This is a genomic window from Micromonospora sp. NPDC049089, assembly GCF_040648775.1.
Taxonomy (GTDB): Bacteria; Actinomycetota; Actinomycetes; order Mycobacteriales; family Micromonosporaceae; genus Micromonospora.
On the sequence record NZ_JBEZEH010000189.1, the window covers coordinates 1 to 14,306 of the forward strand.

At 70.9% G+C, this 14,306-nt stretch carries 16 protein-coding genes; 11 read left to right on the plus strand and 5 right to left on the minus strand.

Annotation, left to right across the window (positions count from 1 at the left end; translation table 11 throughout):
• Nucleotides 1-91: 91 nt before the first annotated feature.
• Nucleotides 92-568, plus strand: a complete 477-nt coding sequence (locus AB0B48_RS26275) for a hypothetical protein (RefSeq protein WP_357206179.1) — start codon at nt 92-94, stop codon at nt 566-568.
• Nucleotides 569-704: 136 nt separating this feature from the next.
• A complete protein-coding gene (locus AB0B48_RS26280) occupies nt 705-1,679 on the plus strand; it encodes a pirin family protein (protein ID WP_355009046.1) in 975 nt (324 codons plus the stop codon).
• A gap of 382 nt (nt 1,680-2,061) precedes the next feature.
• Here AB0B48_RS26280 and AB0B48_RS26285 read toward each other — a convergent pair whose 3' ends face one another.
• Together AB0B48_RS26285 and AB0B48_RS26290 are read right to left on the minus strand one after the other, a co-directional pair.
• The gene (locus AB0B48_RS26285; RefSeq protein WP_357206181.1) at nt 2,062-2,727 is read right to left on the minus strand and encodes a DUF1345 domain-containing protein; all 666 of its coding nucleotides are present in this window, start codon (nt 2,725-2,727) and stop codon (nt 2,062-2,064) included.
• Nucleotides 2,728-2,769: 42 nt separating this feature from the next.
• A complete protein-coding gene (locus tag AB0B48_RS26290) occupies nt 2,770-3,042 on the minus strand; it encodes a DUF2795 domain-containing protein (protein ID WP_184186396.1) in 273 nt (90 codons plus the stop codon).
• Nucleotides 3,043-3,197: 155 nt separating this feature from the next.
• Here AB0B48_RS26290 and AB0B48_RS26295 point away from each other — a divergent pair, with 155 nt between their 5' ends.
• The 5 genes from AB0B48_RS26295 to AB0B48_RS26315 all read left to right on the plus strand — a co-directional run bounded on the left by AB0B48_RS26295 (nt 3,198) and on the right by AB0B48_RS26315 (nt 6,626).
• Nucleotides 3,198-3,608 carry a DUF2267 domain-containing protein gene (locus AB0B48_RS26295; RefSeq protein WP_179778796.1) on the plus strand — a complete coding sequence of 137 codons (411 nt, stop codon included), beginning with the start codon at nt 3,198-3,200 and terminating at the stop codon, nt 3,606-3,608.
• 217 nt (nt 3,609-3,825) lie between these two features.
• A complete protein-coding gene (locus AB0B48_RS26300) occupies nt 3,826-4,851 on the plus strand; it encodes a TerC/Alx family metal homeostasis membrane protein (RefSeq protein ID WP_357206184.1) in 1,026 nt (341 codons plus the stop codon).
• 75 nt (nt 4,852-4,926) lie between these two features.
• A complete protein-coding gene (locus AB0B48_RS26305; protein ID WP_357206186.1) occupies nt 4,927-5,526 on the plus strand; it encodes a sulfite oxidase-like oxidoreductase in 600 nt (199 codons plus the stop codon).
• On the plus strand, nt 5,519-6,298 hold the full coding sequence (locus tag AB0B48_RS26310; RefSeq protein WP_357206188.1) for a ferredoxin reductase: 780 nt from the start codon (nt 5,519-5,521) through the stop codon (nt 6,296-6,298). Before AB0B48_RS26305 ends, AB0B48_RS26310 begins: the two co-directional genes overlap by 8 nt.
• Nucleotides 6,299-6,332: 34 nt before the next feature.
• Nucleotides 6,333-6,626 (plus strand): DUF6510 family protein, encoded by a 294-nt coding sequence (locus AB0B48_RS26315; RefSeq protein WP_355009041.1) that lies wholly within the window; start codon nt 6,333-6,335, stop codon nt 6,624-6,626.
• Nucleotides 6,627-6,692: 66 nt separating this feature from the next.
• Here AB0B48_RS26315 and AB0B48_RS26320 read toward each other — a convergent pair whose 3' ends face one another.
• Nucleotides 6,693-7,100 carry a pyridoxamine 5'-phosphate oxidase family protein gene (locus AB0B48_RS26320; protein WP_357206191.1) on the minus strand — a complete coding sequence of 136 codons (408 nt, stop codon included), beginning with the start codon at nt 7,098-7,100 and terminating at the stop codon, nt 6,693-6,695.
• 135 nt (nt 7,101-7,235) lie between these two features.
• Between AB0B48_RS26320 and AB0B48_RS26325 the strand changes: the two genes are divergently transcribed.
• The 4 genes from AB0B48_RS26325 (at nt 7,236) to AB0B48_RS26340 (ending at nt 12,248) form a co-directional block, all read left to right on the plus strand.
• A complete protein-coding gene (locus AB0B48_RS26325) occupies nt 7,236-7,958 on the plus strand; it encodes a VOC family protein (protein ID WP_357206203.1) in 723 nt (240 codons plus the stop codon).
• Nucleotides 7,959-8,018: 60 nt separating this feature from the next.
• A complete protein-coding gene (locus tag AB0B48_RS26330; RefSeq protein WP_357206193.1) occupies nt 8,019-8,546 on the plus strand; it encodes a GNAT family protein in 528 nt (175 codons plus the stop codon).
• Between the two features lie 165 nt (nt 8,547-8,711).
• Nucleotides 8,712-10,865, plus strand: a complete 2,154-nt coding sequence (locus AB0B48_RS26335) for a glycogen debranching N-terminal domain-containing protein (RefSeq protein WP_357206195.1) — start codon at nt 8,712-8,714, stop codon at nt 10,863-10,865.
• 81 nt (nt 10,866-10,946) lie between these two features.
• Nucleotides 10,947-12,248, plus strand: coding sequence for an NAD(P)/FAD-dependent oxidoreductase (locus tag AB0B48_RS26340; RefSeq protein WP_357206197.1), 1,302 nt, complete (start codon nt 10,947-10,949; stop codon nt 12,246-12,248).
• A 36-nt stretch (nt 12,249-12,284) separates the two neighbouring features.
• Here the strand turns inward: AB0B48_RS26340 and AB0B48_RS26345 are convergent, their stop codons facing one another.
• Both AB0B48_RS26345 and AB0B48_RS26350 read right to left on the minus strand, forming a co-directional pair.
• Nucleotides 12,285-13,379: an AI-2E family transporter gene (locus tag AB0B48_RS26345; RefSeq protein WP_357206199.1), complete on the minus strand. Its 1,095-nt coding sequence runs from the start codon at nt 13,377-13,379 to the stop codon at nt 12,285-12,287.
• Between the two features lie 58 nt (nt 13,380-13,437).
• Nucleotides 13,438-14,232, minus strand: a complete 795-nt coding sequence (locus tag AB0B48_RS26350; RefSeq protein ID WP_357206201.1) for a fused MFS/spermidine synthase — start codon at nt 14,230-14,232, stop codon at nt 13,438-13,440.
• Nucleotides 14,233-14,306 lie beyond the last annotated feature (74 nt).

Here is a 14,306-nt window from a genome sequence, read left to right on the forward strand (position 1 = left end):
GCCCGCGCCCCGGGCCCCCCCCCCCCCCCCGGGGGCCCCCCCCCCCCGCCTTTCTGCTGCCGCCGGGCGGACGACGTTCCTGCTCGACCTCGTGGAGTCCGGTACGCGCGGGCCACGGGCGGTGCGGGTGTTGCTCAACGAGCGGGTCGCCTGGCGTGTCCACCTCGTCGGCGGGGTGAGCAGTCAGGTGTTGGACCTGACCCGGGCCCGCCTGCTGGGTGTGGAAATCGCCGGAGGCTCCAGCCGTACCGAGATTCTCCTGCCACCGATCACCGCCGACGGTTCCAGTAACCCCACCGGCCCGCGCTCAGACCAGCCCGCCAGCATCCTGACCGTACGACTCACCGGTGGGACCAGCCAGCTCGACGTCCGGGTCCCGGGGGAGACTCCGGTACGGGTTCGGGCGGGAGCCGGCGCCGGCTCGGTGGTGGTACGCGACGACCGCTGGGACGGGGTGGCCGCGGGCTCGGTGCTGGGTACGCCGGGTTGGGACCGGTCGCCGGAGCGCCTGTACCTGGACCTGGTCGCCGGTGCCAACAGCGTGCTGGTCTCCTCCAGCAACCGGTGAACCAGGGCCCGGGCCAGCGCCCGCCGGGCCAGCGCCCGCCGGGCCAGCCACACTGACAACCACTGGTTGGTGAACCCCGCCCGCCCCTGGCTGGAAGCGACGCGGTCGCGAACGGGCGTGCGCGTACAGTCGGGCGGTGGAGCGTACTGAATCAATGCTGGCGCAGACCCGACCGCCTGGCGTGGCCGACGTCGATCCCGGCAGTGTGTTGTTGCCCGGCCACGACGTGCCGTTGGGCCGGTACACCACTGTGCGGCGGCTGCTTCCGCAGCGTGCGCGCCGGATGGTCGGCGCGTGGTGTTTCGTGGATCATTTCGGCCCGGACGATGTGGCGCAGCGGCCCGGCATGGAGGTGCCGCCGCACCCGCACACCGGGCTGCAGACGGTGACCTGGCTGCTCGACGGCGAAATTCTGCACCGGGACAGCCTCGGCAACGTCCAGCCGATCGTGCCCGGCCAACTGAATGTGATGACCTCCGGGAACGGTATCGCCCACTCGGAGCGCTCGCCGGCCACTCATCCGCCGGTGATGCACGGTGTGCAGCTCTGGGTGGCTCTGCCGGACCCGGCGCGGGCCGGAGCGGCCGACTTCGCGCACCACGCCGACCTGCCGCGCTGGCGGGACGGCGATCTGGACGGCACGGTGCTGGTCGGCGAGTTCGCCGGGGAGCGGTCACCGGCGGTGGTGCACACCCCGTTGGTGGGGGTGCAGCTGGAGTTGAGCGGTGAGGCGCCGGCGACGATGGCGTTGCGGCCCGATTTTGAGTACGCCGTACTGGCGATGTCCGGGTCCGCGGAGGCGGCCGGGGTCGGGTTCGAGCCGGGGGCGCTGCTGTATCTGGGCTCGGGCCGCCGGGAGCTGACAGTGCGGGGCGGGGCCGGGGCCCGGTTGCTGCTGCTGGGCGGTACGCCGTTCGAGGAGCCGTTGGTGATGTGGTGGAACTTCGTGGGTCGGTCCCACGAGGAGATCGCCGCCGCCCGGGAGGACTGGATGGCCGGTGACGGGCGCTTCGGTGTGGTCGCCGACGACTCGGCGCCGCCGCTGCCGGCGCCCGCCCTGCCCACGACCCGCCTGAAGGCCCGCGACCGCACGGGTGGCCTGCACGGCTGACGCCCCGCATCTCGTCGATCTTGCAGTTTCGGTCCCCGGAATGTGGGATTCTGCGGGTTCTGTCGCGACAGAAACTGCAAGATCGCCGGGCCGGCCCCGGTCGGCCGTGACGTGCCCTGGCCCACACTTCCCCAAATTCTGACCAAACGGAGGATGGTCTGCCGTATGGTTGGACCCGGCAGTGCTGGCCGCTCGGTTCGAGCGAGCCTCCACCGCCTGGTGACCGCGACCGGTTCGGATGCGGTTCACCGCCTGGGCAGGCTTGCGTGGCGCCCTGGGTCGCGGTTCGTGACCAGGGGCGCCCGCCTGTCCCGGCCCTTTCGATTGGCCCCGCCCCGTGTCGCGCTCCGGGGGACTGAGCGGCCCGGAGCGTCACCAGCCGTCATCCCGCCAGACCCGCCAGCAGGTTCACCGTCACGGCGATGATGAACGCGCCGAACAGGTACGACACCATCGAGTGGCGCAGCACCGTACGACGCATCTCGTTGCTGGTCAGGTTGGTGTCGGAGATCTGGAACGTCGTCCCGATGGTGAACGCGACATAGGCGAAGTCGGAGTAGCACGGCGGCTCGGGCTGGTTGAAGTTCACCCCGCCGTCCGGGCCGGTGTAGTAGATCCGGGCGTACCGGGCGGCGAACACGGTGTGGACCACGAACCAGGAGAGCACCACGCTGAGCACGCCCAGGCCGCTGTGCAGCTCCCGGGTCGTCCCGGGGGGCGCGCTCTGCGCGCTGGCCACGACCAACCCGACGGCCAGCAGGCTGGCCAGGCAGGCGACGAGCAACAGGGCGTCCCGGATCGCCCGGTTCGGGTCCTCGTGGACGGCCAGCTGGGCGGTCCGCAGGGCGTCCATCGGCCAAATTTTGTGCCAGACCAGCACGAGCCAGCTCAGCGCGCCCACGTCCCAGCCAGCCAGCGCGGCGAGCGGCAGGGGAAGCAGCAGCGCGAAGACGCAGCCGGCGACGACGCCGGCCACCGCCACGACGGCGAGCTGCTTCGCAGCCGGGAAACGCACGTCCGCTGGCCGGTCGGGGCCGGTCTGGGTCATTCGGGACGCTCCCGGGTCGGGGTGGTGGGCGTCACTGCCGGGTCAGATGCCGCGCAGGTGCTGCGAGACCCGATTGTGCTTCTTGTCCCGGGCCTGCTCGGCCCGCTGGGCGGGGCCGACCTCGGGCGCAGCCTCGATCCCGGCCGACCGGGCCACCTCGGTCCCGTTGGCGTAGTCGACCGGCGGCAGGGCGCGCAGCGCCTTCAGCACGTCTGGCGGGGCACCCTCCCGTTCGGCCTCGCGGACCACGTCGTTCTTCTCGGCCGGGTAGTCCAGGCTCGACAGGTACTGCAGGACGTCGGCGTAGCTCGCCATGGCGTGGGCTCCCTCGGGCATCGATGTGGTGACGACCGGCGGCGGTTACCCGCCCGCTGGCCGGTCACGCCCGCCCGACGCAGGAAACCCGGTGCCGTTTCTCCTCGGCCGCCGCGGGTACCCGCAGGCGCCGACGCGAGCCAAGGGAGTACGCGATGAACTACGACACCTTCATCGACCAGGTTTCCCAGCGCACCGCGACGTCGTCCGAGCGGGCGGTCGAGCTGACCCGGGCCGTGTTGGAGACGTTCGCTGAGCGGTTGACCGGCGGTGAGAATCTGGACCTTGCCGCTCAGCTGCCGCAGCCGTTGCAACTGGTGCTCAAGCCGAGCCCGAGCACCGAGCAGGCGGACCGGTTCGGTGCGGCCGAGTTCGTCGCCCGGGTCGCTCTGCGCGCCGGGGTGGACGAGCCGGCCGCCCGGGACGCCAGTCGGGCGGTCTTCACCACCCTGCGGGAGGCGATCACCGGCGGTGAGTTCGACGACGTGGCGACGCAACTCCCGCGTGACTATCGGGGCCTGGTCGAGCAGGCGATGGCCCCGGGGGCGACGCTTCGCCGCGGTTGACAGTGCTCGTACCGGGCGTACACAGCGGTTTACCAGGGCAACCACCGATGTCCCGCTTGGCGTCGTGATTCCACCTGGCCTAACCTTGTCGTGCGAGGGGAGTACTTCCCACGAACCATTCCGGTCAGTACGGCGCGCCCGGCGCGCCTCGGGTGGTTGTCCACCAGGTGGTGGGTGAAGGAGACCTCGAACATGACGGTGTTCGAGGAGACCCAACATGAATCATGTGTCATATCTGTCCGCCGCCAGTGACCTGTCGTCGGTGGGCACTCCCACGCTGTGGGCGGTCACCATCATCGGGGTCCTCCTGCTGTTGGTGCTGGACTTCCTGGTCACCCGTCGCCCGCACGAGGTGTCCATGCGGGAGGCCATCGGCTGGTCGGCGTTCTACATAGCGCTGCCGCTGGCGTTCGGCGCCTGGGTCTGGGCCCGCTTCGGCTCCCAGCAGGGCGTCGAATACCTGACCGGTTACCTGGTGGAGAAGTCGCTCTCGGTCGACAACCTCTTCGTCTTCATGTTGCTGCTGACGGCGTTCGCGGTGCCGGCGGTGCTCGCCCAGCGGGTGCTGCTCTACGGCATCGCCGGTGCGCTGGTGCTGCGGGCCGTCTTCATCGCCCTCGGCGCGGCGGCGTTGCAGACCCTCGACTTCGCCTTCCTGCTCTTCGCGATCATCCTGATCGCCACCGCGGTGAAGCTGCTGCGCGATGCCCTGTCCGGGCATCAGCAGGAGGTCGACATCAACAAGATGCGTTCGGTGAAGCTGCTGCGCAAGGTCATGCCGGTGGTCGACGACTACCACGGCACCAAGATGACCGTCCGGCAGGGCGCGAAGCGCGCACTCACGCCGTTCGCCCTTGTGGTGGTCGCGGTCCTGGCCACCGACATCGTCTTCGCTGTCGACTCGGTGCCGGCCGTCTACGGCATCACCGAGGACCCGTACCTGGTGTTCGCCACCAACGCGTTCGCCCTGCTCGGCCTGCGGGCGCTCTACTTCGTCCTGCACGCGGCACTGAGCCGGCTGGTGCACCTCAGCTACGGCCTGGCCATCATCCTGGCGTTCATCGGCCTCAAGCTGGGTCTGCACTGGGCGCACGGCATCTGGGACAGCGTGCCGCAGATCCCCACCCTGGCCTCGCTCGGCGTGATCATCGGTGTGCTGGTGGTGGTCACGGTGACCAGCCTGCGCGCCACCCGCGGCGGCGACCTGCCCAAGGACCGCACTGTCGTCGCGGAGCGGCACTGACCGCGCCGCGCCGGCTCACGAGGGGGTACGCGGGAAAGCTCCCGCCCTCACCGGCGCGAGTGGTACGACTGTGCAATGGGAATCGTGTCACCGGGCTTTCAGGGTCGGCCCCGAACGCAGGAGCCGGCCCTGCCACCCGGTCAGTATCTGACCGAGGACTTTCCGGTGCTCTCGGCCGGTCCGACGCCCCGGGTGTCACTGGACACCTGGGAGTTCGTCATCTCCGCCGAGAACGGCAGCGACCACAGGTGGTCGTGGCAGGAGTTGATGGCCCTGCCGCAGGAGACGCCGACTGTCGACATCCACTGCGTCACCCGCTGGTCCAAGCTCGGCACCAACTGGAAGGGTGTCTCACTGGACACGCTGCTCGCCGACGTGGACACGGGGGCGCACTTCGCGCTGGCGCACTCCTACGGCGGGTACACCACCAACCTGCCGCTCGACGACCTGCGCGGCGGTCAGGCCTGGGTGGTGCACACCTTCGACGGCGCCCCGCTGCCCGCTGAGCACGGCGGGCCGGCGCGACTGCTGGTGCCGCACCTGTACTTCTGGAAGTCCGCCAAGTGGGTGCGCGGCCTCCGACTCAAGACGATGGACGAGCCAGGGTTCTGGGAGACCGCCGGGTACCACGACTACGGCGACCCGTGGCGCGAACAGCGGTACCAGGGTGACTGAGCGCGCGGCGGCGACGAGCACCCAGCGCCGGACGCCCAACCGTTGGCAGGTCGGCCGGCTGGTGGAGCGCCGGGTGGAGACACCGTCCGCGCAGACCCTGGTGCTGGAGGTGCCGGACTGGCCGGGGCACCTGCCGGGGCAGCACGTCGACCTGCGACTCACCGCTCCGGACGGTTACCAGGCGGCACGGTCGTACTCGATCGCCGGGCCGGCCGTGGACGGGCCGGGAGGACCGCGCATCGAGGTGACAGTGCAGCGGGTGCACGACGGCGAGGTGTCGCCGTACCTCATTGATGTCTTTGGGGACGGCGACCCGATCGAGGTCCGCGGACCGCTCGGCGGCTGGTTCATCTGGCGACCCGAGGAGACCGCGCCGGTGCAACTGGTCGCCGGCGGCTCCGGCGTCGTGCCGCTGATGGCGATGATCCGGGCGCGGCGGGCGGTGGGCAGCAAGGCACCGTTCCGGCTGATCTACTCGGTGCGCACCCCGGGTGACGTGATCTACGCCGACGAGCTGCGCCGCCGGGTCCGCGACGACTTCGGCCTCGACGTCGCGTACGTCTACACCCGGGAGGCGCCCGAGGGTTGGCGCGGCGAGCCGCACCGGATCGGGCTGGCCGACGTCAACACGCACGGGTGGCCACCGGACCTGGAACCACTCACCTACGTCTGTGGCCCGACCGCGTTCGTGGAGACCGTGGCCGACCTGCTGGTGGGGCTGGGTCACCCGTCGCGTCGGGTCAAGACCGAACGGTTCGGCCCCACCGGCTGACCGCCGCTCACTCACGCAGTGTCGAGGAGATTCGATGACCGAGATGTCGTACCTGGACGGCAACATGCTCGACGGCCCGATGCGTGAGCTGTTCACCGTCGACCTGAGCAGCGCGATGGGCCGCTGTGAGAACTGCGGGACGACCGGTTCGATGGCCAGCCTGCACGTCTACTCGAACGCCCCGGGCCTCGTCGCCCGCTGCCCCTCCTGCGAGGAGGTGATGGTGCGCCTGGTGCGCGGGCCGGACCGGGCCTGGCTGGACATGCGCGGCACCACCTTCCTCCAGGTGCCGATGCCGATGGAGCAGACGTTCCCCGGCCCGCTCTGACGGAACGCTCGCCCGGCTGAGGCAGGATGGGCCGGACGAGCACCGGCCGATTCTCTCATCGACGACTCACTGGGCGGTGCCCGCGAGCAGCCACCGCCGGACGGGGATCTCCAGGAGCGCCCGCTCACCGTCCGGTCTGACCTGCCGGCCGACGTTCCAGCCGTCGTACTTGCGCGCGAACGCCTCGACGACCGTGCCCGGAAATCCACTTTGGTGCACGTGAGCGGCGCCCTCCGCCACCACCGGAGCGTTGCCATTCTCCAGAGCCAGGGACACCCGTGGGTCGGCCAGGATATTGCGGGCCTTGACGCTGCGGCTCTCGCAACCGACCCAGAACGTCGCGGAGAGGTAGACGAACCAGACCGGCGTGAGGTGCGGGGACCCGTCGCGTCGCACCGTGCACAGCCAGATGTTCAGCTCCCGTGACAGTCGCTCCTCGACGTCGGCCGAAGGGGGCGAGGGCGTTCGAGTCATCAGGCAAGTGGATCACAAGCCTGCCCGTGCCGGCGGTGGCCGTCGAATACTCGGGTGCGGCAGGCCCGGCTCGTCCCTAGGCTTTGCGTCCCAAGGACCGTACGGCATCCGGTCGGATCGGAGATGACCAGCGCGATGACGGCTCACCTGTTCGCGATCACCTGTGACGCAGCCCAGCCCGTACGCCTCGGTCGATTCTGGTCCGGGCTTCTTGGTCGCGACATGGTGGAGGATCCGCGCGACGGCGTCCTGGTCCTGCCGGGGGCCGACCCCGAGCTCCGGCTGCGCTTCGTGCCGTCTGACCAGCCGAAGGTCGTCCAGAACCGGATGCACTTCGATCTGACCAGCAGTTCGCTGGAGGACCAGCGGCAGACGGTGGCCCGTGCGTTGGAGCTGGGCGCGCGGCACGCCGACATCGGGCAGGGCCCGGAGATCGATCATGTGGTGCTCGCCGATCCCGAGGGCAACGAGTTCGACGTCATCGAGCCGGGCAACGACTTCCTCGACGGCTGCGGCTTCGTCGGTGCGCTGGCCTGCGACGGTTCGCAGAAGGTCGGCTACTTCTGGAGCGCGGTGCTGGGCTGGCCGCTGGTCTGGGACCAGGACGAGGAAACGGCGATCCAGTCGCCGCAGGGTGGCACGAAGATCACCTGGGGTGGTCCGCCGCACATGCCGAACGGCGGTCGGGACCGGGTGCGTTTCGACCTCGCGCCGGGTGTCGGCGTCGACTGGCAGGTCGAGGTCGACCGTCTGCTGTCGCTCGGGGCGACCCGGGTCGACGACGGCCAGGATGGGACAGGCCGGCTGGTGCTGGCTGACCCCGATGGTCAGGAGTTCAGCCTGCGGACGTCCCGCTAGCCCCGGTAAGCGCCGCGATCGTTGGACAACAGCGGCGCCGGTCGGTCAGAGTGGTCCGGCGTGAGATACCTGCGTACCGGTGGTCCCGCCGCGATCCGGCGACCCCGGCCCACCGACTCGGACGAGTTCGTCGCCGCCGTGCTGCGCAGTCGGGACCTGCACCATCCCTGGTTGGTCGCGCCGGCCAGCCCGGAGGAGTACGAGCTCTATCTGCGCCGGATCCGTCGCCGCGACAGCGCCGGCTACCTGATCTGCGACCGGGCCAGCGGCGAGATCGCCGGCTACGTGAACATCAGCGGAATCGTGCTCGGCGCGCTGCGCGGTGGCTACCTGGGATACGCGGCGTTCCTCCCGTACAGCGGGACCGGTCACGCCTCGGCGGGCGTCGCCCTGGTGATCGACCACGCGTTCACCTCGGCCGGGTTGCACCGGCTGGAGGCGAACATCCAACCGGGCAACGAGCCGTCGCGGCGGGTGGCCCGCAAGCTGGGTTTCCGGTTGGAGGGTTTCTCTCCGGACTACCTGTTCATCGACGGCGCCTGGCGCGACCACGAGCGCTGGGCGATCACCGCACCAACCCCCGCCTGACTCGTCGGCCGGCCCCGCCGTACCAACGAGACCCGAAAGCCCTGGTCGCACCGGCGATTTGCCGAAGCTCGGTTGCGAGCTTGCCAACTCGTTCCCCAGGAGCCTCGGGCCTTTCACCCAGACCGGGTGATGACGCTCCGTGCCCCGCTTCCTACGGTGGGTGTCATGGCTGCCGTTCGTGCGACCCCTGCCGACCCCATGCCCGGTCTGTCGATCGTCAATTCGGACAGTGGCGATCAGCGGGCGATCCCGCCGGAACTGGGACCCGACTCTCTCGCGGTGCTCAGCGGGCCCACCTTCCTGTACTCCAACGCCCAGGGGGACGTCCCGCCGGGCAGCATCGGTGGGCTCGTGCACCTGGACACCCGGCTGCTCAGCGGTTGGACATTGACCATCGACGGCAGTGAGTTGCTGGTGTTGCGCTCCGAGACCATCGAGCACTACTCCGCGCAGTACACGCTCACCAACCCCGACCTGCCGGGGCTGCCGCCGAACAGCCTGGCCATCCGGCGGCTGCGCTACGTCGGCGACGGCCTGCACGAACGCCTGGAACTGGTCTCGTTCCGGTTGGAGCCGGTCCGGTTCGAGCTGCGGCTGGCCGTCGACGCCGACTTCGCCGACCTGTTCGAGGTCAAGTCCAGGGTCCGGGACCGCTTCGCGGAGATCAGCCGGGACCATGCCGCCGACGGTTCCGAACTGTGCTTCTCCTACCAGAGCGGTGACTTCTGCGCCCAGACCCGGGTGTGCTGCGCGACGCCAGCCGACCGCATCGAGGGCGACGACCTGGTCTGGGAGCTTGACCTGGGCCCCCGCGAGTCCTGGAAGGTGGACCTGCACGTGCCGCTGCCGGACGGCATGGGGGTGGTCGAGCCCGTCCGTGGTGACATCGCCGACGTCTTCCACGGTCGCGCCGACGATCCGCTGCGCCGGTGGACCGAGAACCGCGCGGTGTTGCGCAGCGACAGCACGTCGCTGGAGCGCACCGTACGCCAGTCCCGTGACGACCTGTCGGCGCTGCGGCTCGACCTGGAGGTCAAGGGCCAGCGCATCATGTTGCCCGGTGCCGGACTGCCCTGGTTCCTCACCGTCTTCGGACGGGACACCCTGATCAGCGCCTACCAGACGTTGGTCGCCGGACCCACCCTGGCGAAGGGCGCGCTGCTCGCGCTGGCCCGGCTTCAGGGCCAAGCCTGCGACGACTTCACCGACGAGGAGCCCGGCAAGATCCTGCACGAGGTACGCAGCGGCGAGCTGACCCGCTCCGGCGAGAAGCCGTACGGGCCCTACTACGGCACCGCCGACGCCACCCAGCTCTGGCTGATCCTGCTCTCCGAGTACTGGCGGTGGACCGGCGACGACTCGACCGTCCAGCAACTGCGCGACAACGCGCTGGCCGCGTGGCGCTGGATCGACGAGTACGGCGACCGGGACGGCGACGGCTACGTCGAATACGCCACCCGCTCGTACGAAGGGCTGGGCAACCAGTGCTGGCGGGACTCCCCGGACGGGGTGTGCTTCGCCGACGGTCGAATCCCCGTGCTCCCGCTGGCCACCAGCGACCTCCAGGGCTACACCTACGACGCCAAGCTGCGGCTGGCCGAGTTGTTCGACGGGCCGTTGGACGACCCCGCGTCGGCGCACCGGCTGCGCGAGCAGGCCAACACCCTGTACGAGAGGTTCAACCAGGACTTCTGGATCGAGGAACGGGGCGGCTACTACGCGGTCGCCCTGGACGGCGACAAGAACCGCGTCGACTCCAAGACCTCGAACATGGGTCACCTGCTGTGGAGCGGAATCGTGCCACCGGAGCGCGCCGACGCGGTGGTGCGACAACTCATGTCACCGGACATGTTCTCCGGTTGGGGCATCCGCACCCTGTCCCGGGAGGAACGGCCCTACAACGCCCTCGGCTACCACCTCGGCACGGTCTGGCCGCACGACAACTCGATCGCCGCGCTCGGCCTGGCCCGCTACGGCTACCGGGCCGAGTCGAACCGGATCAGCCTGGCGATGATCGAGGCCGCCGAGCAGTTCGGTTACCGGTTACCGGAGGCGCTCAGCGGTTTCGACCGGGAGCGGCTGCTGTTCGCCGTGCCGTACCCGACCGCGTGCAGCCCGCAGGCGTGGGCGGCCGGCACGCCGCTGGCCCTGATCCGCGCCATGCTCGGCATCAATCCGGTCGAGGGCCGGCTGGTCCTCGATCCGGACGTCCCGGAGGAACTGGGCCGGATCGTCGCCGAGCGGGTCCGGGCGTTCGGCCAACAGTGGGAGGTCGAGGCGATCGGTCGCAGCGGCCACATCCGGCTCCAGCCGAGCTGAGCGCGGCTGGCGAGGGAGGATGGCTGAACGCGGCTGGCAGGCCGGACGTTTGTCGCGGGCTTCGACGGGAAACGGCCCGCAATGACGAAACCTCGTGTGGTGATCGTGGGGGCCGGGTTCGCCGGTTACCACGCGGCGAAGACGTTGAGCCGGATCGCCCGGGACCGGGCCGAGATCGTGGTGCTGAACTCCACCGACTACTTCCTCTACCTGCCGCTGCTGCCCGAGGTGGCAGCCGGGGTGGTCGAGCCCAAACGGATTGCCGTGCCGCTCACCGGGACGCTCAAGGGCGTACGGGTGGTGATCGGCGAGGCGGACCACGTGGACCTGCAGAACCGCTGGGTCGGCTTCACCCAGGCCGAGGGGGAGAAGAACCGGCTGGCGTACGACCGGCTGGTGCTCGCCGTGGGCAGCGTCAACAAGCTGCTGCCCATCCCCGGGGTGACCGAGTACGCGCACGGTTTCCGTGGCCTGCCCGAGGCCGTCTACCTGCATGATCACATCGTCCGTCAGGTCGAACTGGCCGAGCAGGCCGAGGACCCGGCCGAGCAGCAGGCCCGCTCCACGTTCGTGGTGGTCGGAGCGGGCTACACGGGCACCGAGGTCGCGGCGCACGGGCAGCTGTTCACCGACGCGTTGCACGCGCAACGGCCCCGGCTCACCGTCCGGCCCCGCTGGATGCTGCTCGACGTGGCGTCCCGGGTGCTGCCGGAGTTGGACAAGCGGATGTCGGACACCTCGCACAAGGTGCTCAACCGGCGTGGGGTGGACGTGCGGATGGGCACCTCGGTCGCCGAGGCGACCTGCGACGGGGTGAAGCTCACCGACGGTGAGTACGTGCCGACCTGCACCCTGGTGTGGTGTGTGGGGGTGCGCCCCGACCCGTTCGTCAACGAGCTGGGCCTGCGGACCGACCGGGGTCGGCTGGTCACCGACGAGTTCCTCAACGTGCCCGGCTATCCGGAGGTGTACGCCATCGGCGACGCCGCCGCGGTGCCCGACCTGGTCAACCCGGGCAAGGTCTGCGGGATGACCGCTCAGCACGCGCAGCGGCAGGGCAAGCGCGCGGCGCAGAACATCGCCGCGTCGTACGGGTTCGGCCGCCGCAAGCCGTACAAGCACCACGACCTCGGCTGGGTCGTCGACCTGGGTGGCAAGGACGCGGCGGCGAACCCGTTGCAGGTCAACCTGGCCGGGCTGCCGGCCAAGGCGGTCACCCGGGCGTACCACCTGATGGCGATGCCGGGAAACCGCACGCGGGTCAGCGCGGACTGGGCGTTGGACGCCGCGTTGACCCGGTCCGCGGTCCAGTTGGGGCTGGTGCCGGCGAACGCGGTGCCGCTGGAGAGCACGTCTCCCGAGGTGGCGTCCCGGTCCCGCTGAGCGGGGAGGTGGCGGCGCCGGCCGTACCCGTAATGGTCAGTCGGTGGAGCCGGCCGGTTGCGCGGACCGCGCGACCGGACCGGCGGGCGGGGCGGGCCGCAGCCGGCGCGGGCCGTACTCGCGCAGCAGGGTCTGGACGATGCCGGCGGCGGGGATGGCCAGCAGCGCGCCGAGCAGACCGGCCAGCTCCGCCGCGAGCAGCACGCTGACGAGCACCGTCAACGGGTTCAGCCGGACCGCGCGGGACAGGATAAGTGGCTGGAGCAGGTGGTTCTCCACCTGCTGGTAGACCACGAAGAAGACCAGCACCACCACCCCGGCGGTGGGGGAGTGCAGGAACCCGGCACCGGCCGCGATCACCGCGCCGAGGGTCGCCCCGACCAGCGGTATCAGGTCGGCCACCGCCACCAGGAGGGCGATCACCGCCGCGAAGGGCACCCCGGTGAGGGTCAGCACCACGAAGGTCAACGCACCGCAGATCACGCTGATCAGCAGATTTCCGGTGAGATAGCCGGTCACGGTGCGCGACACCTCCCGGCCCACCCGGCGCAGCCGCTCGCCATGACCGTCCCCGGCCGCCGCGAGCAGGCCGCGGGTGATCCGCGGCGCCTCCAACACCATGAGGTACGCCAGCACGATGACCGTGACCAGCCCGGCGACCGATTCGACGACGCCGCGCAGCACACCGACAGCGGGTTGGCGCAGGCGACCGCCGAGGTCGCGCAGCTGCTCGGAGTGGTCGCTGACGTAGCGGCGTGCCCCGGTGCGCTCCAGCGCCTGCCCCACCGGGCCCCGTCCGGCGCGGGCCTCCCGCAGCAGCTCGGGTGCCCGGTCGGCGAAGCGGCCCAACTCCCCGAACAGCGGCACCAGGATGAGCGCTGCCAGGATCGCCAGCAGGACGAACGCGGCGAGGAACACCAGCAGTGTGGCCAGCGCCCGGCGCCGGACGAAGCGGCGTTGCAGCCGGTCGACGAGGGGCTTGAGCGCGACGGCGAAGAACGCGGCGACCACCGCCCAGACCAGCACCCGCCGGGTCGCGTACACGAACCCCAGCGCGAGTGCGGTCGCCAGCACCAGACCGATCACGATCAGAGTTCGGCGGCCGGTCACCCGATCGTCGACGTAGCTCATCCGGCGGGCCTTCCCCGCGCAGGCCGTCGGAAACCCGGCAATGGGGGCACAACGGCGATCAGTGGTGCGAGTTGTCGTCGGCGTCGGTGACGGGGTGGGCGCCGGCGGCGAACGTGTCGAGCGCGCCGGCGTGCAGCAGCCCACCGGGCACCGGGTCGCGCAGGGCGGCCACCGCCAGCCGGGCCACCGGCAGCCCGCCGGGGCGGGAGGTCGCGGCCAGCACCAGGTTGCCGTACCTGCGGCCGCGTAACATCCGCCGGTCCCCGACCACGCACACGTCGGCGAAGACCGCCCGCAAGGTGGCCACCTGCACCCGGGTGCCGACCAGCGGAGGCAGGTCGGTGACGTTGACCAGGTAAAACCCGTCGGGGCGCAGGGCGCGGGCGACCTCGGCGGCGAACTCGACGGTGCGCACGTGCCGGGGCATCCGGGCCGCACGGTAGATGTCGGCGATCACCAGGTCGTAGCGGCCGTCCGGGGTGCCGGTCAGGGCGTCCCGGGCGTCGGCGACCTCCACCCGCACCTCCGGCGGCAGCGGCGGCAACTCCCGGGCCACCAGCTCGACCACCGCCGCGTCCCGCTCGACGACCCGTTGCGGGGAGCCGGGCCGGGTGGCGGCCAGCCAGCGGGGCAACGTCAACGCGCCGCCGCCCAGGTGCAGGACGTTCAACGGCGCGCCGGCCGGGGCCGCCACCTCCACGGCCGAGGCGATCCGCCGCACGTACTCGAAGTGCAGGTGCCGGGGATCCTCGACATCCACGTACGACTGCTCGACCCCGGCGGACAGCAGTGTCCGCCCGGTCCGGCGGACCGGATCGGCGACCAGTTCCAGCCGGTCGGCGGCGCGGTTCATGCCCGGCACGCTAGCCGAGCCCACCGTGCGCCTGGCACGGCGGACGGACCGGCGGAGCGGGGTCGCCCCCGCTC

Bases quoted from the DNA above. Each gene is read 5' to 3' on its own strand.
- AB0B48_RS26285 (WP_357206181.1), bottom strand. From the start codon at position 2,727: ATGACCCAGACCGGCCCCGACCGGCCAGCGGACGTGCGTTTCCCGGCT.
- AB0B48_RS26290 (WP_184186396.1), bottom strand. From the start codon at position 3,042: ATGGCGAGCTACGCCGACGTCCTGCAGTACCTGTCGAGCCTGGACTAC.
- AB0B48_RS26295 (WP_179778796.1), top strand. From the start codon at position 3,198: ATGAACTACGACACCTTCATCGACCAGGTTTCCCAGCGCACCGCGACG.
- AB0B48_RS26300 (WP_357206184.1), top strand. From the start codon at position 3,826: ATGAATCATGTGTCATATCTGTCCGCCGCCAGTGACCTGTCGTCGGTG.
- AB0B48_RS26305 (WP_357206186.1), top strand. From the start codon at position 4,927: ATGGGAATCGTGTCACCGGGCTTTCAGGGTCGGCCCCGAACGCAGGAG.
- AB0B48_RS26315 (WP_355009041.1), top strand. From the start codon at position 6,333: ATGACCGAGATGTCGTACCTGGACGGCAACATGCTCGACGGCCCGATG.
- AB0B48_RS26320 (WP_357206191.1), bottom strand. From the start codon at position 7,100: ATGACTCGAACGCCCTCGCCCCCTTCGGCCGACGTCGAGGAGCGACTG.
- AB0B48_RS26325 (WP_357206203.1), top strand. From the start codon at position 7,236: ATGACGGCTCACCTGTTCGCGATCACCTGTGACGCAGCCCAGCCCGTA.
- AB0B48_RS26335 (WP_357206195.1), top strand. From the start codon at position 8,712: ATGGCTGCCGTTCGTGCGACCCCTGCCGACCCCATGCCCGGTCTGTCG.
- AB0B48_RS26340 (WP_357206197.1), top strand. From the start codon at position 10,947: ATGACGAAACCTCGTGTGGTGATCGTGGGGGCCGGGTTCGCCGGTTAC.
- AB0B48_RS26345 (WP_357206199.1), bottom strand. From the start codon at position 13,379: ATGAGCTACGTCGACGATCGGGTGACCGGCCGCCGAACTCTGATCGTG.
- AB0B48_RS26350 (WP_357206201.1), bottom strand. From the start codon at position 14,232: ATGAACCGCGCCGCCGACCGGCTGGAACTGGTCGCCGATCCGGTCCGC.